The 20564-nt window shown below is 67.9% G+C and carries 17 protein-coding genes; 5 read left to right on the top strand and 12 right to left on the bottom strand.

What is annotated here, in order from left to right; genetic code table 11:
- Nucleotides 1-162: 162 nt before the first annotated feature.
- Nucleotides 163-1248 (bottom strand): AI-2E family transporter, encoded by a 1086-nt coding sequence (locus V7E00_RS10440; protein ID WP_333572596.1) that lies wholly within the window; start codon nt 1246-1248, stop codon nt 163-165.
- Between the two features lie 165 nt (nt 1249-1413).
- Here V7E00_RS10440 and V7E00_RS10435 point away from each other — a divergent pair, with 165 nt between their 5' ends.
- The 3 genes from V7E00_RS10435 to V7E00_RS10425 all read left to right on the top strand — a co-directional run bounded on the left by V7E00_RS10435 (nt 1414) and on the right by V7E00_RS10425 (nt 3188).
- A complete protein-coding gene (locus V7E00_RS10435) occupies nt 1414-1725 on the top strand; it encodes a hypothetical protein (RefSeq protein WP_333572595.1) in 312 nt (103 codons plus the stop codon).
- Nucleotides 1726-1752: 27 nt separating this feature from the next.
- The gene (locus V7E00_RS10430) at nt 1753-2361 is read left to right on the top strand and encodes a general stress protein (RefSeq protein WP_333572594.1); all 609 of its coding nucleotides are present in this window, start codon (nt 1753-1755) and stop codon (nt 2359-2361) included.
- A gap of 113 nt (nt 2362-2474) precedes the next feature.
- Complete coding sequence (locus V7E00_RS10425) at nt 2475-3188, top strand: GNAT family N-acetyltransferase (protein ID WP_333572593.1); 714 nt, start codon at nt 2475-2477, stop codon at nt 3186-3188.
- A 75-nt stretch (nt 3189-3263) separates the two neighbouring features.
- Here V7E00_RS10425 and nusG read toward each other — a convergent pair whose 3' ends face one another.
- The 3 genes from nusG to V7E00_RS10410 form a co-directional block, all read right to left on the bottom strand.
- Nucleotides 3264-3803 carry a transcription termination/antitermination protein NusG gene (gene nusG, locus V7E00_RS10420; RefSeq protein ID WP_121078389.1) on the bottom strand — a complete coding sequence of 180 codons (540 nt, stop codon included), beginning with the start codon at nt 3801-3803 and terminating at the stop codon, nt 3264-3266.
- A gap of 16 nt (nt 3804-3819) precedes the next feature.
- Nucleotides 3820-4017, bottom strand: a complete 198-nt coding sequence (gene secE, locus V7E00_RS10415) for a preprotein translocase subunit SecE (protein WP_064313909.1) — start codon at nt 4015-4017, stop codon at nt 3820-3822.
- Between the two features lie 154 nt (nt 4018-4171).
- The gene (locus V7E00_RS10410) at nt 4172-4801 is read right to left on the bottom strand and encodes a DedA family protein (protein ID WP_333572592.1); all 630 of its coding nucleotides are present in this window, start codon (nt 4799-4801) and stop codon (nt 4172-4174) included.
- Nucleotides 4802-4935: 134 nt separating this feature from the next.
- On the opposite strand from V7E00_RS10410, the gene V7E00_RS10405 reads away from it, so the two are divergent.
- On the top strand, nt 4936-6879 hold the full coding sequence (locus V7E00_RS10405) for a beta-L-arabinofuranosidase domain-containing protein (protein ID WP_443019183.1): 1944 nt from the start codon (nt 4936-4938) through the stop codon (nt 6877-6879).
- A gap of 89 nt (nt 6880-6968) precedes the next feature.
- Here V7E00_RS10405 and V7E00_RS10400 read toward each other — a convergent pair whose 3' ends face one another.
- The 7 genes from V7E00_RS10400 to V7E00_RS10370 form a co-directional block, all read right to left on the bottom strand.
- The gene (locus V7E00_RS10400) at nt 6969-8264 is read right to left on the bottom strand and encodes an acetamidase/formamidase family protein (RefSeq protein ID WP_333572591.1); all 1296 of its coding nucleotides are present in this window, start codon (nt 8262-8264) and stop codon (nt 6969-6971) included.
- A 169-nt stretch (nt 8265-8433) separates the two neighbouring features.
- Nucleotides 8434-8595, bottom strand: a complete 162-nt coding sequence (locus tag V7E00_RS10395) for a hypothetical protein (protein WP_333572590.1) — start codon at nt 8593-8595, stop codon at nt 8434-8436.
- 179 nt (nt 8596-8774) lie between these two features.
- Nucleotides 8775-10346 carry a GH39 family glycosyl hydrolase gene (locus V7E00_RS10390; protein ID WP_333572589.1) on the bottom strand — a complete coding sequence of 524 codons (1572 nt, stop codon included), beginning with the start codon at nt 10344-10346 and terminating at the stop codon, nt 8775-8777.
- Nucleotides 10343-11860 (bottom strand): tryptophan halogenase family protein, encoded by a 1518-nt coding sequence (locus V7E00_RS10385; RefSeq protein WP_333572588.1) that lies wholly within the window; start codon nt 11858-11860, stop codon nt 10343-10345. Before V7E00_RS10385 ends, V7E00_RS10390 begins: the two co-directional genes overlap by 4 nt.
- Nucleotides 11857-13356 carry a tryptophan halogenase family protein gene (locus V7E00_RS10380; RefSeq protein WP_333572587.1) on the bottom strand — a complete coding sequence of 500 codons (1500 nt, stop codon included), beginning with the start codon at nt 13354-13356 and terminating at the stop codon, nt 11857-11859. The genes V7E00_RS10385 and V7E00_RS10380 overlap by 4 nt, the downstream gene beginning before the upstream one ends.
- A gap of 110 nt (nt 13357-13466) precedes the next feature.
- Complete coding sequence (locus V7E00_RS10375) at nt 13467-16505, bottom strand: TonB-dependent receptor (RefSeq protein ID WP_333572586.1); 3039 nt, start codon at nt 16503-16505, stop codon at nt 13467-13469.
- A 214-nt stretch (nt 16506-16719) separates the two neighbouring features.
- A complete protein-coding gene (locus V7E00_RS10370) occupies nt 16720-17538 on the bottom strand; it encodes a GDSL-type esterase/lipase family protein (RefSeq protein WP_333572585.1) in 819 nt (272 codons plus the stop codon).
- A 422-nt stretch (nt 17539-17960) separates the two neighbouring features.
- On the opposite strand from V7E00_RS10370, the gene V7E00_RS10365 reads away from it, so the two are divergent.
- Nucleotides 17961-19625: a hypothetical protein gene (locus tag V7E00_RS10365; protein ID WP_333572584.1), complete on the top strand. Its 1665-nt coding sequence runs from the start codon at nt 17961-17963 to the stop codon at nt 19623-19625.
- Nucleotides 19626-19742: 117 nt separating this feature from the next.
- Here the strand turns inward: V7E00_RS10365 and V7E00_RS10360 are convergent, their stop codons facing one another.
- Nucleotides 19743-20543, bottom strand: a complete 801-nt coding sequence (locus V7E00_RS10360; protein WP_333572583.1) for a 3-deoxy-manno-octulosonate cytidylyltransferase — start codon at nt 20541-20543, stop codon at nt 19743-19745.
- Nucleotides 20544-20564: the final 21 nt, after the last annotated feature.

Genomic DNA, 20564 nt, shown 5'->3' with positions numbered 1-20564 from the left:
GGGGGCGCGAAGACCTGCAGGCTGGGGGGATGCCATAGCGGCTACCGGGGATCCCGCTCGACGCCCCGGCGGGCGAGCAGCCTTCCCGTAGCGGCTCCTGCGTGCGCTGGCGGAGCCGCGCTTTCTGCGCCGCGGCCCGGGATCGTCCGGGCGCCGGCAGGGTCAGGGGTGCAGCTCGGCCGTATGCCCGGCGTCCGGACCGCCGATATCGCCTTCGGCCACCCATTCGCGCCACAGCAGCACCAGCGCCGCCATCACCGCAGGCCCCACGAACAGGCCGAGCAGGCCGATCGTCTCCACCCCGCCCAGGATGCCGATCAGCACCCACACAAAGGGCAGGCGTGTCGTGCCGCCGATCAGGCCTGGGCGCAGGAAATGATCGATCACGAAGTTGAGCGCATAGCCGATCCCGCCGACGACGATCGCCGCCATCACCGCGCCCTTGGCGAGCAGCAGCAGCACCGCCAGCGCCAGCACCACCGCCAGCCCGAACGGGATGATCGAGGCGAAGCCCGAGAACAGGCCGAGCAGGATCGGATGCGGCACGCCGCCCGCCGCGTAGAGGATCGCCATCAGGATGCCCTGGGCAAGCCCCAGCAGCACCATGCCGTCCACCGCGCCGCGCACCGCGGCGAAGATCTGGCGGCCCAGCCGGTCGCCCGCATCGCCGAACGCGCGGGTGGCGCCGCGCTCCAGCTGGCGGACGATGGTGTCGCGGTCGCGCAGCAGGAAGAACAGCACGACCAGCGTGAAGGCGAACACCACCACCCGGCGGACCAGCGTGTGGGTGAGCGCCTGCGAATGGCTGAGCCACAGCGAATGATCGAGCCGGCCGAACTCGGCTGTGGCTGCCTCCGGCGTGGCGAGGTGCAGGGTCCACCATGCGGTGATTTCAGGTGCGCCCCAGGGCAGCCGCGCCACCCAGTCCGGCACCGGCACGCCGTGTGCACGGGCATCGGCGATCCACGCCGCCACCGCCTGCGCCTCGACCACTGCCTGGCTGATCGCGATCGACAGCGGGATCAGCACGATCAGCAGCACGCCCAGCGTGAGCAGCGCGGCGACCAGGGTGGTGCGGCCGGGCAGGCGCTCGATCAGGCGGAGGCGCAGCGGCTCGACGCCGATCGCAAGCACGCCGGCCCACAGCACGGCGGGCACGAAGGCCATGCCGATCCACAGCGCGGCGGCGGCGATGACGGCGGCGAGCACGACGCGCGCGCGGGTCTGGGCTTTGGTGGTGTGTGGCATGTCGGTCCCCGGTTAGGCGGGCGACAGTGGCGAGGTGCTGCGACGCTGGCAAGCGATGGGTGGAGCCCGCCGCGGATGAACCAAACGAGTCCCTCGGCGGTTTAGCCAATCTCCACGCCGCCGGGAGGGTTCGGTGCGCGTGGCATCAGTATCGGAGAGAATGGCATGAAACGCATGATCATTGCCGTCGCGGCGCTTGGCCTCGCGACGACGGGTGCGGCTGCGCAGAACAGCGGCCAGTCGGGCTCGCACAACCCGGTGGTCAAGGACGGGACCGCGCATCACGTCGCAGCCCCGGCAAAGGGCCATAGCTCCTTCACCGAGGACCAGGCCAAGGGCCGACTGACCAAGGCGGGCTATACCGGCATCACCGGCCTGAAAGGCACCGAGAACGGCGCCTGGCGCGGTACCGCGATGAAGAACGGCAAGAAGGTGACCGTGACGCTCGACTACAAGGGCAACATCACCGCGCGCTAACCCCCAGACTTCTGCAGGAGAAATGCCATGAGCCGGACCATCACGCGTCTGTTCGACGATTATTCCGACGCCAAGGCCGCGGTGAGCGAGCTGGAGCGGCTGGGCGTGCCGCACAGCGACCTCAGCATCGTTGCCAACAACATGCATGGCGATCATGACGTGAGCGACGTCAACGCGCATGGCGACGTCAGCCGCGGCGCCTCCACCGGTGCGGCGCTGGGCGGCGTCGGCGGCCTGCTCGCCGGGCTCGGCCTGCTCGCCATTCCGGGCCTGGGCCCGATCGTGGCAGCCGGCTGGCTGGCCTCGACCGCGGCGGGTGCGGCGATCGGCGGCGTCGGCGGGGCTGCGACCGGCAGCATCGTCGGTGCGCTGAAGAATGCCGGGCACAGCGAGGAAGAGGCGAACGTCTATTCCGAAGGCGTGCGCCGCGGCGGCACGCTGGTGAGCGCGCGCGTATCCGACGATCTGGCAAGCCAGGCGGAATCGGTGCTGAACGGCCGCGGCGTTGATGCCGCGACGCGCGGCGCGGCCTATCGCCAGTCGGGCTGGACCGCGTTCGACGACAAGGCTCCCGCCTATACGCGCGACGAGATCGAGCGCGAGCGCAGCGCCTATCGCGAGCCGACGGTGCTCTGATTCACGCGCGCTGAAAACAGGAAAGGCCGGGGTGAAAGCCCCGGCCTTTTCGTTTGGGGCGGGCGCGTGCAATGCTCTCGACCGCCCGACCCAACCGGCGCTATGCGCGCGGAATGGCCGCTTTCCACCCGCTCGATTATCCCGCCTTGTCGGCGTTGACTGGACGCCAGGCGCGTTTCGCCGTCGTCCGGGGCAAGGCTCGCCGTTATCACCCGGACGTTGGCGTGTTTGCCGGCATCGAGGCGCGCTGCGAAGCGGGGCTCGCGGATCTTGCGCGGCTGGTGACAGCGCAGGGCGACGTCGCGCTGCTCGAGGCCGAGGCACCGCCTTCGGCGCCGGGGCTGCGCATCGTCTCGCAGGATCTCGGCGTGCAGATGGTCGGGAGGCAGTTGCGGCCTGCGCCGGCGGCGGCGGTGCTGATGCGTGAGCTGGGGGACGCCGATGGTGCTGCCATGCTGGCGCTCGCGGCCCAGACTGAGCCGGGGCCGTTCTTTGCCCGCACGCGCGAGCTCGGCGATTTCCTGGGCATCGACGTGGATGGCCGGCTGGTCGCGATGGCGGGCGAACGAATGAAGCCCGACGGCTACACCGAGATCAGCGGCGTTTGCACCGATGCGGCATTTCGCGGGCGTGGCTATGCCAGTGCGCTGATGCAGGCGGTGGCGGCGCGGATCCTGTCGCGCGGGGAGGTGCCCTTCCTCCATGCCTATGCCAGCAACGACGGCGCGATCGCCCTGTACCAGAGGCTCGGCTTCACCATCCGCCGGGAAATCCAGATGACCCGGATGGGCAGCGATGTGGCGGGCGGCGCGCCGCAGCCGGGCTGAGCGCAACAAAAAAGCCGGGGCTCGCACCCCGGCTTCCTCATGCCTGATGGCAACCGCCTTGCGGGCCGGTCCGGCTTACTTGACCCGTTCGACGTCCTCGAAGCCCAGCTCCAGCGGGGTCGCGCGGCCGAAGATCGAGATCGAGACCTTCACGCGGTTCTTGTCATAGTCCAGCTCTTCCACCACGCCCGAGAAGGTGGCGAAGTTGCCGCTGATGACCTTGACCGTGTCGCCGATGTCGAAGTCGACCTTGAGCTTCGCCTTGGGCGCCGCGGTGGCCGCTTCTTCCTTGGTGTTCAGGATGCGGGCTGCTTCCGCCTCGCTGATCGGCTGGGGCTTGCCCGAGCTGCCGAGGAAGCCGGTCACCTTCGGCGTGTTCTTCACCAGGTGATAGACGTCGTCGTTCATCTCGAGCTTGGCGAGAACATAGCCGGGGAAGAACTTCCGCTCGGACTGGATCTTCTTGCCGCGGCGCACTTCGGTGACCGTCTCGGTCGGCACTTCGACGGATTCGACGAGGCGATCGAGGCCCAGGCGCGTGGCGTCGGCCAGGATCTGGTCGCGGACCTTGCCCTCGAAACCGGAATAAGCGTGGATGATGTACCAGCGCGACATGGTTCTTGGTCTTTCCTTACTGCGCGAGGCGGAGGAGTGCGTTGACGATCAGGTCGAACAGCGAATCGATGCCGAGGAAGAAGCTGCCGAGCAGCGTCGTCATGATCATCACCATCACGCCGGTCATGATCGTCTCGCGGCGCGTCGGCCAGGCGATCTTGCGGGTCTCGGTCTGGACCTGCTTCACGAATTCGACGGGGCTGGTCTTCGCCACTGGGGCTATCCTCGTGTGAACGTTGATGCTTCGGGCATGGGTCCGCTGCCCGGTCCTTCCCAGGAACCGGTGCAATCCACCCACGCTTTCGGCTAGGGGGCTGTATCTAGAGGATCATGCCGTCCAGCGCAAGCGGTGGCGGAAACGGGCCGGATCAGCGCTGCTTCATGCCCCGCACGCGGTGCCAGATGTAGAAGGCGACCAGCCCGACCAGCACCACGCCGATCAGCGCGTCGGCGCTGTGGAAGGCGGCCTTCATGCGGGGATCGCTGTCCCACTTCTCGCCGAGGGTCATGCCCACCCAGGCCAGGCCGAAGCACCACGGCCAGCTGCCGATGAAGGTATAGACGTGGAAGGGCACCAGCTTCATCCGCGCGACGCCCGCCGGGAAGGCGATGAACGAGCGGATCACCGGCAGCAGCCGGCCGATCAGCACCGCCATGCTGCCGTAGCGCGCGAAGAAGCGGTCGGCCGCATCGATCTCGCCCGGGCCGATCAGCACATATTTGCCCCAGCGCAGCGCCAGCGGCCGGCCACCGCGCTTGCCGACCTCATAGGCGACGATCGAACCGAGGTTGCAGCCGATCGCGCCCGCGGTCGCCGCCAGGTACAGGTCGAACCGGCCGGTCGAGACCAGATAGCCGGCGAACGGCATGATGATCTCCGACGGCAGCGGGATGCACGCGGATTCGATCGCCATCAGCACGGCAATGCCAAGATAGCCGCCGCTCGAGATGACCCAGATGGTGAAGGTGGCGAGGACGCCCAGAATCTTTTCGACCATGGCAGCGTGGTTGGGGCAGGCAGGCGCATTTGGGAAGCCTGTTTTTGCGCGGTGCAGCGAAGTCGATCCGGCTTGGCGGGGAAGAATCCGTCTGATAACCCGGAGTAAATCGTTGGAACGGAGAGGATTGCGCCATGGCTATCGAAACTTCGCGGCGGGCATTCCTTGCCGGCACGTGCAGCGGCGCGGTGGCGATCGGCGGGGGCGGCGCAGCCGCCGCGTCGGCAGCGGAGGCGGTGCCGGCGCCGGCGCCGGCGGCACCCGCCAGGCTCCAGCCCTTCGACATGGCCGACGTGACGCTGGGGGAGGGGCCGTTCCTCCACGCCCAGCGCGCCACCGAGGCCTATCTGCTGCGTCTGGAGCCCGACCGGCTGCTCCACCAGTTCCGCGTCAACGCCGGGCTCAGCCCCAAGGCGCCTGCCTATGGCGGCTGGGAATCGGATGCCCTGTGGGCGGACATCCACTGCCAGGGGCATACGCTGGGCCATTATCTTTCCGCCTGCGCGCTTGCCTTCCCTGCGACCGGCAAGACCGACTACCGCACGCGGATCGACTATATCGCCGCCGAGCTGGGCGCCTGCCAGGACGCGGCGAAGAGCGGCCTCGTCACCGCGTTCCCGAACGGGGCGGCGGTCGTCGCGGCGCATCTGCGCGGCGAGAAGATCACGGGCGTGCCCTGGTACACGCTGCACAAGGTCTATGCGGGGCTGCGCGACGGCGCAGTGCTCGCAGACAGCGCGCCCGCGCGCACGGTGCTGCTGCGGCTGGCGGACTGGGGCGTGGTGGCGACCAAGCCGCTTTCCGACGCCGCGTTCGAGGCGATGCTGGAAACCGAGCATGGCGGGATGAACGAGATCTATGCCGATCTCTTCGCCATGACGGGCAAGCCGGAATATCGCACGCTTTCCGAACGCTTCTCGCACAAGGCGCTGCTGGCCCCGCTGGCCAGGCGCCAGGACCATCTCGATGGGCTCCACGCCAATACCCAGGTGCCCAAGGTGGTCGGCTTCCATCGCGTCTACGAGACGACCGGGGATGCGTCGTACCGCGACGCCGCCGCTTTCTTCTGGAAGACGGTGGCGGAGACGCGATCCTTCGCCACCGGCGGGCACGGCGACAATGAGCATTTCTTCGCGATGGCCGATTTCGAGAAGCATGTCTTCTCGGCCAAGGGTTCGGAGACCTGCTGCCAGCACAACATGCTGAAGCTCACCCGCAGCCTGTTCCTGCACGAGCCGCGCCCGGAATATGTCGACTATTACGAGCGGACGCTGTTCAACGGCATCCTCGCCTCGCAGGACCCGGACAGCGGCATGGCGACCTATTTCCAGGGCGCGCGACCGGGCTACATGAAGCTGTACCACACGCCCGAGCACAGCTTCTGGTGCTGCACCGGCACCGGCATGGAAAACCATGTGAAGTACCGGGATTCGATCTACTTCCACGACAACGCCACGCTGTACGTGAACCTGTTCCTGCCCTCGACGGTGCGCTGGCGCGAGAAGGGCGTGGAACTGGTGCAGGAAACCCGCTTCCCCGAGGAGCCGCGCACGATGCTGCGCTGGACGCTGGAGAAGCCGGTCGACCTCACGCTCAGCCTGCGCCATCCGCGCTGGAGCCGCACCGCGCTCGTGCGGGTGAACGGCAAGGTGGCGGCGCGATCCGCGACGCCGGGCAGCCGGATCGAACTGGCCCGCAGCTGGCGGAACGGCGATACGGTGGAACTGCAGCTGGCGATGGAGGTCGGGTTCGAGAGCGCACCCGCTGCGCCGGAGGTGGTTGCCTTCACCTACGGCCCGCTGGTGCTGGCAGGCGCGCTCGGCCGCCAGGGGCTGGCGCCGGGAGCGGACATCGTCGTCAACGAGCGGGAATATGGCCGGTACAACGACATGCCGGTGCAGGTACCCGAACTGGCCGGCGATCCGGCGGCGCTGGCAGCGGCGATCCGGCCGGGGGCGAAGCCGCTGGAGTTCACGCTCGCCGCGGCCGACGGCACGCCGGTGCGGATGATCCCCTATCACCGCATCGCGCACGAGCGCTACGCGACCTACTGGAAGCTGGCGCCGGCACGGGCCTAGAGCATTTTCAAGTTGACCAGTTACCGTCAACGGCTCGGAAAATGGGGCACGCCAACAGCTAGAGCCTTTTCGCCCAGCGTGAAAATGCTCTAGCGGCGCGGGGGCAGCAGCGCCTTGTCGATGCGGGCCGCGACGCCGACGCTGCGCCCGGCGAGGTTCGGCACCGAGAAGCGCACCGCCGTGCCGAGAAGCTGTGCGGCTTCCGACAGGCTGAGGCCATATTCCTGCTGCAGCCACTGGATCAGGCCGGTGCTCGCCGCCCGCAGGGCTTCGTCGAGCGATCCCGCCTGGCCCAGCGCCATCAACTCGGTCGCGGATTCCACGCGGGGCAGGGCGATCGCGCGGTGCTTGATCAGCTCGACGCGGAATTCGACCTCCATCGAGGTCTCGAGCGCATATTGCGAGGTTTCGCCGTCGCCCTGCACCGCATGGGCATCGCCCAGATAGAGCAGGCCGCCCGGCTGCTGCACCGGCAGATAGACGGTGGCGCCGGCGACGATCTCCGGAAAGTCCATGTTGCCCCCGGCGCGGCCGGTGTCGCCGGTCGACAGCGGCGGCGACCCGAACCCCGGCGCCAGCGCGAGCCCGCCCAGCATCGGGCGTAGCGGTACGCGGTAGTTGACGAGGCCGGCACTCGGTTCGGCGGGGGCGGCGTAGCCGGCGGCGCGGTCCAGCCGCCAGCGGATCGGCTTGCCGAGGGCGCCGGCCTTGGCGGCGAGGGTTCCGCCGATCGCCCGACCGACGATCGTATCCAGGCTGTCCGCCCAGTCGCGGTTCGGCGTCAGCCGGAGGATGTGGACGGCGATCGTGTCGCCCTGCTGCGCGCCGGCCACGAAGAAGGGGCCGGTCTGCGGATTGCCGAACAGCGCACGGGTGATTCCCGCCGCATCGATCCCCCCCGAATCGATGGTGGTGGTGCGCACGACGTCGCCGGGCCAGACCGTGAGGACCGGCGCGCGATCGGCGGAAAAGCTGTTCGAATAGTCCGTCGGCACGAACGTCACCACTTGGCCGCTGCTGGCGGGCCGGTCGGGCACGCGGCGCGCGGTAAAGGCGAAGCGCAGCCGGCGATCGGGGAAGTTATTGTCGGGATAATCGGCCGAGCCGCGCAATCCTTCCGCGGTGCGGCGCGCGTCGAACCGGTAGACGGCCCCGTGCCGATCGGTGACGGTGAAGCGCAGCGACCCGCCCTGCACGGTTCCGCGCAGTGCATCGCCGTCCCAGTCGCCGCTCAGCGACTGCCCCGCACGGGCAAGGGTGAGGGTGGAATATTCGGGAGAGCCGAAGCGATCGACCGTAAGGATCCATTGCCCGCCGAGCGGCGGCGCCCGCGCAAGGGCGGGGCATCCCAAAAGCGCCGCGAGCATCAGAAACAGCCGGAGCATCCATGCCTCCCGTGGTCTGACTACAACTGTAGTCAAGGCGGGGGAGATGGCAATAGCCTAGTGCGCGCTGCCCGGGCGGCAGCCGACCTCGTACGTCACCGACGATGCATGCGACCGCCGCGCCGCGACGTTCCGGCGCCAGCCGCGAGGGGCGCGACCTTGCGGGTGCTCAGCCGCGACCTTCCCGGCTGTTTGTCGCCAGTGCGGCGTCGGCCTTGTCGATCAGGCGGAGCAGGCCGTCAAAGTCCGGCGTCTCGTCGATGCGGTAGCAGCGGCTGAGGCTGGCGCCGTATCGATCGATGTCGCGCTGGGTGAGAAGGGCCACTGCCACGACGGGTTCCCCTTCAGACATGGTGCGACAAATCCAATCCCCAGAATGTACCTATCGCTAACGCTCGCTTCCTCGAAAGTTTCCAGCGCCTTGGCCCGCGCGCTGGCTGCCCGTCGCACGCGGGGCGCTGCTGCCCGGACGGGTGACGCTGCGCGCCGCCCGCTGAGTGGTCGACCGGATCAGCCTGCCGCCGGCTCCAGCCGGAGCAGCAGCACGTCGTTGGTCTGGAGCGGCACCGGCACCGTCAACGTGCCGCTCTTCGGGACCGTCACCGTCTCGTCGCGCTCGGGCAGATCGCGGGTCAGCTGCTGGAGCTGGGCGATCTGCTGCTCGGTCAGCGTCTTCGGCATGGCAAGGTCGATAAAGGCCGAAAAGGCATCGTTGTGGCGGTATCCGGTGCGGAACAGGCGGAGCTTGTACGTGCCCGGCCGCAGGTGCGCGAGCTGCACCGCGGCGGGCGCCTCTGCCTTGGCCGGCACCAGCTTGCCGTAGAAGGAACGGTTGCTCACCGGCTGTTCGGGCTGGTGCCAGTCCCACAGCACCACCGACAGCGTCGCGCCGTCGACCGCGGCGATGCTGTGCGCGTCGCCGGTGGGGACTTCGCGACCGTGCAGCGCGTTCAGATATTTGTACGCGAACCAGGCGGGCTTGCGGATGCCCTGCGGGTTCATCAGCCCAAAGCCGCCCTCGAACGGCGCGGTGGGCGGGCCCGGCTCCTCGAACAGGTCGCTGAACGTCCAGTAGCTCATGCCCTGCGCCACCCCCTGCACCGCCTTGAGCTTGGTGAGGATATAGGCCGCGCTGACATAGGAATCATGGACGAGGTCGCGCGGGGTGTAGCTGGTGCTCCACTCGGTGAAATAAAGCGGCAGCTTGGGGTAGGGCGACGCGGCGATCTGCTGGCGCACCTTGCGCACGTCGCCGATGATGGCGTCCGCCGAAGGCGACAGCTTGGTATCCTGCTTGCCCTGCTCGTCGAGGAAGCCGCCATCGACGCCGTAGGTGTGCGTCGTGACGAAATCGACCGGCGTGCCGCGCCGGTGCATGTCGGCCAGGAACTCGGGCACCCAGGCGGCGCCGGCGGTGGAGGGGCCGCCCACGCGCAGCACGGGATCCACCGCCTTTATTGCGCGGGCACTGGCGTCGTACAGGTCGAAATAGGCCTTCTGGTCGGCCTTTTCCCAGAAGCCGTCGAGATTGGGCTCGTTCCACACCTCGAAGAACCAGCTGCGCACCTCGTCGCGGCCATAGCGCTGCCGCGCGTGGCGGACAAAGGCGGTGAGCAGATCGCGCCACCCGCCCAGTTCGGGGTGCGAGGTGTTGCCCTTCCAGTAGAAGATCGAATTTTCCGAGGTCTTCAGCGCCTCCGGCGTGAAGCCGAGTTCGACGAACGGCTTCAGCCCGCGCGCCAGCAGCTTGTCGTACAGGGCGTCGATGCCGCGCCAGTCATAGACGAGCTTGCCGTTCTCGCGCTTCACCGTGCCGAGCACGTCGTGGAACAGCGCGTGGAAGCGCACATAGCGGAAGCCGAGCTCGTCGTGCGCGGTGCGCAGCTGCGCCATCGAATCGTCGCGGCGGAGGGTGCCCGGATAGTCCGAGCCGATCGACAGGTCGAAGAAGCGGTCCACCGGCGCCCTGGCCGTGGCGACATCGACGCGGACGGTGCGGGCCGGCGCCTGGGCAACGGCCTGCACCGGCGAGAACCCGAGCAGCAGGCCACCGAGCGCGAGCGGCAAGACATTCTTGTTCAAGACATCGTCTCCTGAGCCGCCCGGAAGCTCCGAGCGATCGTGGCTTCATGCGAAGGCAGCGTGGCGGCGGCGTTGGCGATCGTCAGCCGCATCGCGCCGAGGATCTTGGCACGCACCGGCGCGGGAATGCTGGCGGCGAGAACGTCGAACCCTTGCGGCGTCACCCCCTGGCCCAGCAGCACCGAGAGCCAACTCGCTTCCACGAACAGGTCGCCTTCGCGTTCGAGCAGCCTGCCGGTCCGGGCGAAGAGCGCCATCTTTTCGGCCAGCGTATCGGGCGGCGTGATGTTGCGGCAGTGGCGCCAGAACGGCGTGTCGTCCCGCTCCGTCGCGACATAATGGAGCACCAGGAAATCGCGGATCGCGTCCCATTCGCGTGCCACCAGGCGATTATATTCGGCGCGCACGGCAGGATCGAAGCTGCTGTCGGGGAACCACCGTAGCAGGATGTTGATTGCGCTCTGGATCAGGTGAAGGCTGGTCGATTCCAGCGGCTCTAGAAAGCCGCCCGAGAGTCCCACCGCGACCACATTGCCCTCCCAGGCACGCGCCCGGCGGCCGGTGGTGAAGCGCAGGCGGCGCGGATCGCCGATCGGCGCCGCCTCCAGGTTTGCCAGCAGCAGGGCCTCGGCTTCCGCATCGGTGGCGAAGCCGCTGCAATAGACGTGGCCGTTGCCAATCCGGTGCTGGAGCGGAATGCGCCACTGCCAGCCGGCATCGCGCGCGGTGGAGCGGGTGTAAGGGAGGGGCGGCCCGGCCGTCGCGCTGGGCACCGCGACGGCGCGGTCGCAGGGCAGCCAGTGCGACCAGTCCTGATAGGGAACGCCCAAGGCCTCCCCGATCAGCAGCGCCCGGAAGCCGGTGCAATCCAGAAACAGATCGCCGGCAACCACGCTGCCGTCCCGCAGCCGCAGGGCGCGGACGAAGCCCGTCTGAGCGTCACGCTCCACCGTGTCGATCCGCCCTTCGTGTCGCACGACGCCGCGGCTCTCGCTCAGCCGGCGAAGATAGGCGGCGTAGCGGCCCGCATCGAAATGATAGGCATAGCCATAGGTGGCGAAGACCGTCTGCGCGCCGCCCTGCGGCAGCCCGAACTTCCCGTCCATCGCGGCGAGCGTGGAAAGCGAATAGGCGCTCAGCGGCGTGCGGTCGCCCGCAGCGCGGGCGGCGAGCCATTGCTGGTGGAAGGGGACCAGCCCGAAATCGTCGCCATACCGGCCGAACGGGTGGAAGTAGCGCGCGCCGCGCTTCGCCCAGTCGACGAATTCGATACCGAGTTTGAAGGTGCCGCCGGTAGCCTTCACGAATTCGGCTTCGTCCACGCCGATCATCTGGTTGAAGCCGTGGATCGGCGGGATCGTCGCTTCGCCGACGCCGACCGTGCCGATCTCCTCGGACTCCACGAGCGCGATGGCGACGCCGGTGCCGGCGAGCGCCTGCGACAGTGCCGCAGCCGCCATCCAGCCGGCACTGCCGCCGCCGGCGATCACCACGCGGGAAAGCGGCGCCGTCATGCCGCCTGCGCACGGCAGGTGCGCGCGACGAAATGGTCATGCGACGGAAGGCGCGGCAGCGCGGCCTCCAGCACGGCCCGGCGTTGCGTGAACAATTGGGCCAGCGCGTCTAGCGGCGGCCGGTCGGCGGTCGGCTCATGGCCACGCGGGATCCGTCCCTGACCCATCAGCACCGCCACCCAGCTGGTCTCGGCGTGCGATTCACGGCCGTAGAGCGGCACCCTGCCGATCGCGTCCCACAGCGCGAGCTTGTGGGCGAGAGTATGGGGCAGTGCCATCGCCGCCATGTCGCGCCAGAAGGGCTCGGGGCGGCGGCTGATGCAGTAATGGGCGATCAGGAAATCGCGGATCCCCTCATATTCGCCGATCGTCTCGCGATTATATTCGGCGATGATCGCGGGATCGGCGGGCCCCATGTTCGGCAGCAGTTCGGTGAGGCGGACCAGGCCGGTCTGGACAAGCTGGAGGCTGGTCGATTCCAGCGGCTCCATGAAGCCCGCGGCCAGCCCGATGGCGACGACGTTGTGCGCCCAGAAGCGCTCGCGCCGGCCGGTGGTGAAGCGCAAGGGGCGGGGATCGCCCAGTGGTTCGCCGTCCAGATTGGCGGTGAGCCGCGCGGCGGCTTCGTCGTCGGAGAGATGGGCGCTGCTATAGACCAGCCCGTTGCCGGTGCGGTGCTGCAGCGGGATCCGCCATTGCCAGCCCACGGGATGGGCGGTGGAGCGGGTGAAGGGGGTAAAGCGGCCCGCCCGCGTGCAGCCCTGCGCCAGCGCGCGGTCTGCGGGCAGCCAGCGGGACCAGTCGACGAACGGCGTGTCCAGCGCCTCGCCGAGCAGGCGGCTGGCAAAGCCGGTGCAGTCGATGAACAGGTCGCCGGCAATCCGGCGCTCGCCTTCGAGCAGCAGCGCGGTCAGGTCGCCGGTCGCGGGATCGCGCTCGGCGGCGAGGATGCGGCCTTCGGTACGGGTGACGCCGCGCGCCTCGGCATAGCTGCGCAGCAGCTGCGCGTACAGCCCGGCGTCGAAATGATAGGCGTAGCGATATTCGGCTGCCTCGCCGTGCAGCGCCTCGGGCGGCGCGAACCGGTCCTGGTCGGCGGCAAGCGCCGGCATCGACCAGGCGTCGATCGGGTCGGCGATGCGACCGGCGGCACGCAGCCGCAGCCAGTGATGATGGGGGCCGATGCCTTCGATCGGCGCGCCGAAATCGCCGAAACCGTGGAAATGGCGATTGCCCGCCTCGCCCCAGCCGACGAATTCGATGCCCAGTTTGAAGCTGCCCTGCGTCGCGGCGACGAAATCGGGTTCGTGCAGGCCGAGCAGGCGGTTGAACTCCCGCAGGATCGGGATGGTCGCCTCGCCGACGCCGATCGTGCCGATCGCATCGGATTCGACCAGCGTGATGCGGGTATCCGGTGCCGGCCGCAGCCGCGCGAACAGCGCTGCCGCCATCCAGCCTGCACTGCCGCCCCCGGCGATGATGATATGCTGCGCCACCCGTGCGTCCGTCCCAAGCTGCCGTATGTCGGCCAGCCTAGGCAGATTCGGCCGACAATGAAATGCGCCCCCGGAAACCATGCGGTGTCCGGGGGCGGAGGTGGAGGAAGTTAGAAGACCGAGCGGAACAGGAAGGCGAAGCGCCGGTCCGTATCCGTCCAGCCGTAGCGCGGCTTCAGGCTGGGATCGCCCACATCAAGGAAGGTCCGCGAGTTAAGCAGGTTATAGCCCTGCACGCCGATCTTGATGTGCTTGTTGAGCGAATAAAGGATCGACGCGTCCAGCTGGCCATAGGATTCCGACCAGACCGGATAGTTGATGTTCGCCGCCGAGGTCGTCAGCAGATAGTGCGAACGCCAATTATAGGCGGCGCGAGCCGAGATGCCGTACTTTTCGTACACGAGGGCCGCGTTGTACGAATACTTGGAGAGCCCTTCGAGCGGCAGAGCCAGGCCGGCATTGGTCGTCTGGTTCGTGTCGAACACATTAACCGCGGTGTTCTGACCGCCCGACGAGTCGACGAACGTGTAGTTGCCGCTGAAGCCCAGGCCACCCAGCGCGCCGGGGAGCATGTCGAAGAACTGCGTGTAGCCGATTTCGAAGCCCTTGATCTTGCCGTGCGAGCCGTTGGTCTGCTGCGTCACGTCGAAGGTCAGGGTCTGGCCGTTGGCGGTGAACGTCTGCTGCGTCACGCCAGCGAAGATGTAGTTCGAAATGTCCTTGTAGAAGCCGGCGAACGTGATGCTGTTCGAGCGCCCGAAATAATATTCGAGGCTGACGTCGAACTGGTTCGAGCGGGTCGGCCGCAGGTTCGGATTGCCGGCGCTGCCGGTGAACGGCGTCAGACGACCGTTGACGCCGGTGCCCGTGCCGATGCCGGTAACCGAATCGAAGCTGTAGCCCAGGGCAACATAGGGGTTGAGCTGCGCGAAGGTCGGTCGGACGATCGCCTTGGCTGCCGCCAGACGCAGCTGGAGGTTGTCCTTCAGGAAGAAGCGCAGGTTAAGGCTGGGCAGCACGTCGGTGTACGAGCCGTTGCCCGTGGTCGGCTGCGTGATCGACCCGCCCGCGAAGCGGAACGCCGCCGCATAGTTGGCGCAATCCGTCGCGTTCACCGTCTGGCCCGCACGCGGACCGGTGGTGATCGGCGTACCGACGACGCACAGGCTCGGCGACGAGGTCGGTGCGCCGATGGTGATCGGGGTGCCGCTGGAACCCGTTTCGGTGCGGATCACACGGACGCCGATATTGCCGTCGAAGTGGCCGAGCGGGCTCTGGTCCATGCCGAAGCGCAGCAGGGCATAACCCGCCGTGGTCTTCTCGGTCTGGTCGTTGATGCCGCCCGGATTCTTGCTGTAGTCGTCGCTCAGCGGCGACCAGCCCCAACCGCTCGAGAGCGTGCTCTTGAGATAGTCATAGGCGTTGGCGGTGCCGTTCTGCACCAGGCTTGCCGAGGGGAACCAGAAGCCGGCACCCGGATTCGGCGCCTGGCCGCGGAAGAAGTTGTTGTAGTTCACCAACTGGGTCTGGTTCGGCAGCGCCGCATTCTGCGGACCACCGGCGAACCCGGTCTGGTTGAGGAACACCGCAGTGTTCGGCTGCCAATATTGCGCCGAGAGCAGACCCCAGTTGTAGTTGCTCTGACGGGTAGTAGCGGCGCGATCGGTGTAGCGGCCGCCGACGCGGAACGACTTCAGGAACTCGCTGTCGGTGAAGGTGTATTCGACGTCGGCGCGCGTCGCCCACTCGTCGGCCTCGTTGTCCTCGATGTGATCCATCGCGGCAGCCCACCAGTACAGGTTCTTGTTGGTGAGCGACTGGCCGCTGTTGGTCGGCGTGAACGTCATCGACGGATCGTCGCCGCTGAAGTCGAACGCGATCGTCGTCGGGATGTTGGCGCCGGTGAACGCCGTCATGCTGTACACCTTGGCGGTGGACTTGATGTACTGCAGGTCGGCGCTGACCGCCCAGTTCTCGTTCGGGACCCAGCGCAGGTTGCCCGAGAAGTCCTGGGTCTTCTTGTCCTGGCTGCCGGCGCGCGTGTCGAGGTTGAGGTTGCGGTTCTGGATCACGCCCGACAGGAGTTCGCGGTTCTGACCGAACTTGTAGGTAGAGTTGTCCGAGCCCGGCATGTCGTAGTCGCCGATGGCATATTCGACGTCGTGCGGCGTCGCCTTGGAGACCAGCGCCTCCAGAGTCAGCGTCAGCGTGTCGCTCGGCTTCCACTGGAACGAGCCGTCGAACGCGGTGCGCTTCTGCTGCCAGTCGATGCGGCGCAGGCCCATGCCATTCGGGATGTAGACATTGGTGCCGGCGGCGAGGCCGCTCTGCGGCTGCGACAGCGTGCCGCGATCATAACGGCCCGCGGTGATGCTGTCCGTGCGGTTGCCGATGTTGTTGATTGAATAGCTCAGCAACAGGCCCATCTCGCCGAGCGGGGTCTGCCAGCGACCGCTGGCAAGGGCGTTGCCCGACCAGAACGTCTTCTTGCGCAGATCGGCATAGTTGGCGTCGCCGGAAAGCGCGAAAACATAGCCCGACGCGTCGAACGGCTTGCGAGTGCGCAGGTTGACGATGCCGCCGATGCCGCCTTCGACCAGCTCCGCCGAGGGGTTCTTGAACACGTCCACGCCGACGAGCAGGTCCGACGACACGTCTTCGAACGACAGGCCACGGCCGTTGTTCGCCGAGAAGACGTCGCGGCCGTTCAGTTCCGAGCGAACCCAGGACAGGCCGCGGATGAACACGCCGCCGCCTTCGGACGAGAGGCGGGCCGGGTCACGGTTCTCGTTGGTGCGCTGGAGCGTCACGCCCGGCACGCGCTGGAGCGCTTCCGACACCGAGCGATCGGGCAGGGCGCCGATGTCCTGTGCGGTGATCGAGTCGACCACCTGTTCGGCGTCGCGCTTGCGGTTGCGCGCGCTCTGCAGCGAGGCGCGGATGCCGGTGACGACGACGTCCTGCGTGGTATCGGTCTGGGCTTCGTCGGTCTGGGTGGCAGTTTCGCTGCCCTGCGGCGCGGCTGCCGCGGTCTGCGCAAGCGCGGCGCCCGGCACGCTCAGCAGCGACAACGTTGCCAGCGAAGCGCCGGCACGCAGCCAGGCGGTGATCGACGATGCATGCGAAGATGATGTGAAGCGGTTGGTCACTAGTCCCCTCCCTCGGCGCACGGCGCGCTCGGTGCAGATGATAAAGCCGGGGCGCTTCATCAAAGGGCGACCACACGGCAGTGCCGGTGTGATCCCGGCATCCGATGTTTGCGCTACCATCGCATCCGATTTATCGCAACATTTATGTGAAACTCTGGTTCACGAATGAAACCTGGTTAGCGTTAACAGAGTCTTCCGCAGTAGAATCAATGCCTTAGCGTGTTCGGTGCAACGCTGCAGCGATCGCGCGGGCAGCGACGGGCGCCATTCGGGCATACCCCGCGGGGAGGGGGTGAACGCCGTCGCGCGTGAAGGCTGCGCCCATCAGGCCCGCATGGTCCGCGAGCACTGCGTCATAATCGGCGAAGGCGAATCCGCGACGTGCGGCCAGGGAACGGAGCCGCGCGTTGATCGCGCGCAGCTCGTCGGGCTTGCGTTCCTGCACGACCGATCGGGCTGCCTCGCTATAGTTGTTCACCGGCAGGATCGAGCACAGCACCACGGCGATGCCATGGGCGCTGGCGATGTCCGCCATCGCCTCGATATTGGCCACGATCGACTCGGGGCTCTCCACCTGGAGGAAGCCGGTCACGTCGTTGACGCCCGCCAGGATCACGACGGCGCGGGGGTGGAGCGCCACCACGTCCTGCTCGAAGCGCACGAGCATCTGGGCGGTGACCTGGCTGCCGATGCCGCGGTTGATGTACGGCTTGCCGGGGAAGCTCTTCGCCAGATCCCAGCCGTCGGTGATCGAGTCGCCGAGAAAGACGACGCGTTCCTCGCCTTTCCTGGGCGGCGGCAGCGCGGCATTGGCGGCGGCGTAGAGATAGCGTTCGCCGAAATCCTGCATCATGCTGGGGACCAGCTTGGCCCGGAACGGCCCCAGCCAGCGGCCCCAGTCGCGCGCGTCTTCCACGGTGCGCCGCTCCGGGCTGGAGCGATAGGGCGGATCCGGCTCGGCCGCAGCAGCGAGCAGCAGGGCAGCCGCCAAGAGGCTGGCGGCGGCGCGAAGGCGGGTGCGGTGCTGGGGCATGGTCTTCCTCCCGGGGTCGTCGCGCCTATCGCAGCGCGCGTCCAGAGATGAAAGAAATTTTCCTACCTGGAAGTTCGGGCTGCAGCGCGGCTCGCGCGGCCGAAGTTTGCCAGGCATGACGAAAGCGCAACATCGTGGTGCGTTGCGGAGCGGCAGCGTACCACCAGCTTCGGTTGTCCGATGGGGGAGCTTGGCATGGCCACCGCGGAGGTGATTGCATCGGATGGCCACTCCCCCGGCAAGGCGAGCGCGTATCGAGATGCGCTTGCGGGTAGGTTCCTTAACTTCCTCCACCTCGATTGAGCGAGACCGGTGGGCGGGCTGCACCACGGCTTTTTGCCCCTGCACGCCGCCGTTGATCCCGATGGCCTATAGTGAAGGCATAGTGAACGAGCGCCGACCTAAATCACGGAGTAACAGCGTTGAGTATTGAAATCGCAGCGTCGATCGTACGCCATCTCGGACCCTGCCGCATCGCCGTGGAGGCACGCGCAGCACCTGGACTGGCCGCCGAACTGGCGCTGCTGGGCTGCGATACCCAGCCTGTCTCCGCCGATGCTGTGGTGGCGGCGTCGAACGCGCTGTCTGCCTCCCTGCTCGCCCGACATCCGGCGGCGCGTACGCTGGTGGTGCTGCCCCGGCAGGTACAGGCCGCGGTGCTTGATGCGGCGCTGTTCGAGGCAGGCTGGCGGCGGCTGCCCAGCGCGATCAGCGTGCCGGCGCTGTTGGATGTGGCCCGCGGCGAAGCGCCTCAGCCCAGCTTCTACGAACGCGCGCCGAACGGCTATCAGGGGTTGCTGAACGCGAGCGACGCCGACGCTTTGTCGGCTCTCGGCCGCTGGAACCTCGCCGCAGAGCGCGTGCGGCCCGGAGACCGCGCGCTGCTGTGCGGCCCGGGCGCGGCCGACGGGCAGGCGCTGCTGGAGGCCCGCGCGCGGGTCGCGAGCGTGCACGTCGACGCTCCCGCAGCACTGCTTGCGCCGCGCAGTTTCGACATCATCGTCGCGATGGATGCGCCGGGCGACTGGGCGGAAAATCTGGACCGCTATGCGCAGTTGCTGAAGCTCGACGGTCGTCTGGTTGTCGGCTGGTCAGAGGACAATCCACAAAAGCCTGGCAACTGGGCGAGTCTGCATGCGGGGCTCAGCGGTGCATTCTTGGTCGAGAGCCAGTTTGTGCAGGCTCCCGGGATCATCGTGCCGCAGGATGTTCCCCAGGGTGAAGTCAACGGCCTTACCTGGCGTGTCGCAGTTGCGGCAAAGGCACCCTTTGGCGGCGAGGAAACGCGCGCAAGCTTCGTCCATCCCGCCTTCGGCGCATCGCAGGCGCCGCTTGCCGGCTTTGCTGACGGCTATGACAATCCCTGGCTCTACCGCACCCTGGTGCAGATGGGCGAGCGGCTGGCCGATGAGGATCTGCTGGTCCGTCTCGCCGAAGAGGTCGCGTCGAACGCCCGCCCCGGCTCGGCCGATCAAGGCGCGGCGCTGGCGGTGCTCGGCTACCGCGTGCTGGAGGCGCGCGCAGCAGATGTCGTGCCGGTCCTGCTGGGCGCGTTCCACGACTATTGGCAGCTGGGCGGCGATGCGGCGCATGTTGTGCGCTGGCGCGTGTCGCTCGCCTTTCTGGCAGGCCGCTTGGCCGAGATGGTCGGCGAGCGCAACGTTGCCAAGCATTGGTATGCCCGTGCGGCGGGTGACGACTGGCAGCATTTCTCGACGATTCTGGCGACCAAGGCGATCGGGGCGGCGTTTTTCAGGGCACGTATCGCGCTCGCGGAACAGGACGCCGACGTCGCCTGGGAATGGTTCGAGCGCGGGGTGGAAATTACCCTGCAGGCGGCAGGGCGCGATCATCGTCAGGAACTTGGCGAGGGCGACGGACTGCTGCCCTTCTATCTGCCGGAGCTGGCCGAGGTGATCGACATGGGCTCGCAATGCGCCAATGCGCTCGCCAACCGCCACTTGTGGACGCGCGACCCGGGCCTGTTCTGGCGCCAGGTCGACGTCAAGCGGTTCGGCATCGCGTCCTGGACGCTCGACGTGACGAAGGAAAACGAACGGCTGCGCAAGCAGCTTGGCCAGGCTTGAGACGAAGCCGGGGTGCGGCGCCGAGGCCGTTGGCTTCGGCGCTCGCTACCGCAAGCGGCGCGACGCGCGCCCGCGGGAAGGGCGGCATACGCAGAAAGGCCGGCTGCGGCCGTGCCATCACGCGATGCCGCGTGCGGCGAGCATTGCTTCGATCGGCGCGAGGTCCGTCGGGTTGTTGAGTTCGATCGGGTCCCAGCCGGGGGGATCGAGCGCGATCACGTCGATGGGGATGCCGTGGTGCAGGAAGCGCAGCTGCTCGAGCCCCTCGGCCTGTTCGGCAGGAGAGGGCGGCAGCGCGCGGTAGCGGCGCAGCGCCTCGGGCCGATAGGCATAGAGACCAAGATGCAGCAGCACCGGGTTGGCGCCTTCGCGCGGCGGTTCGGCGAGGAAGGGCAGCACGCGCTTGGAGAAGTACAGCGCGCGTCCTGCTGCGTCGGTCACCACCGTGGTGCCGCCGCTGCGGCCCGCCGCCTGATCGGCGAGCAGATGGGCATAGACGCCGGCGGAGCACCGCATCGCCACCGTGGCGACGGCGCAATCGGGCCGATCCTCCATCCACGCCGCGAGCGCCGCGACGAAGTCCGGCGGGGTCAGCAGCGCATCGCCCTGGAAATTGATCGCGTAGTCGGGTTCGATGCCGAGCGCCTCCAGCGCGGCGGCAACCCGCTCCGTGCCGTTCGCGCAGCTCTCCGGCGTCAGCACGGGCAGTTCGCCCAGCGCCTCCACCGCCGCCATGATCCGTGCATCGTCGGTGGCGACGTGCAGCGGCAGGCCGAGCCCGGCGCGCCGGGCGGCAGCGATCGAGCGCGCGATCAGGGGCCGGGCCTCGCCGCTCGCGCCCGACACCGCGGCCAGCGGCTTGCCGGGATAGCGCGAGGAGGCATAGCGCGCGGGAATGACGATCACGCCGCGGGGCATCGGGTTCGGCTCCATGACCGG

Source organism: Sphingomonas sp. (assembly GCF_036731925.1).
GTDB lineage: Bacteria > Pseudomonadota > Alphaproteobacteria > Sphingomonadales > Sphingomonadaceae > Sphingomonas.
This window is presented reverse-complemented; position numbering and strand designations above follow the sequence as displayed.

Bases quoted from the DNA above. Each gene is read 5' to 3' on its own strand.
- V7E00_RS10440 (WP_333572596.1), bottom strand. From the start codon at position 1,248: ATGCCACACACCACCAAAGCCCAGACCCGCGCGCGCGTCGTGCTCGCC.
- V7E00_RS10435 (WP_333572595.1), top strand. From the start codon at position 1,414: ATGAAACGCATGATCATTGCCGTCGCGGCGCTTGGCCTCGCGACGACG.
- V7E00_RS10430 (WP_333572594.1), top strand. From the start codon at position 1,753: ATGAGCCGGACCATCACGCGTCTGTTCGACGATTATTCCGACGCCAAG.
- V7E00_RS10425 (WP_333572593.1), top strand. From the start codon at position 2,475: ATGGCCGCTTTCCACCCGCTCGATTATCCCGCCTTGTCGGCGTTGACT.
- nusG (WP_121078389.1), bottom strand. From the start codon at position 3,803: ATGTCGCGCTGGTACATCATCCACGCTTATTCCGGTTTCGAGGGCAAG.
- V7E00_RS10410 (WP_333572592.1), bottom strand. From the start codon at position 4,801: ATGGTCGAAAAGATTCTGGGCGTCCTCGCCACCTTCACCATCTGGGTC.
- V7E00_RS10405 (WP_443019183.1), top strand. From the start codon at position 4,936: ATGGCTATCGAAACTTCGCGGCGGGCATTCCTTGCCGGCACGTGCAGC.
- V7E00_RS10400 (WP_333572591.1), bottom strand. From the start codon at position 8,264: ATGCTCCGGCTGTTTCTGATGCTCGCGGCGCTTTTGGGATGCCCCGCC.
- V7E00_RS10385 (WP_333572588.1), bottom strand. From the start codon at position 11,860: ATGACGGCGCCGCTTTCCCGCGTGGTGATCGCCGGCGGCGGCAGTGCC.
- V7E00_RS10370 (WP_333572585.1), bottom strand. From the start codon at position 17,538: ATGCCCCAGCACCGCACCCGCCTTCGCGCCGCCGCCAGCCTCTTGGCG.
- V7E00_RS10360 (WP_333572583.1), bottom strand. From the start codon at position 20,543: ATGCCCCGCGGCGTGATCGTCATTCCCGCGCGCTATGCCTCCTCGCGC.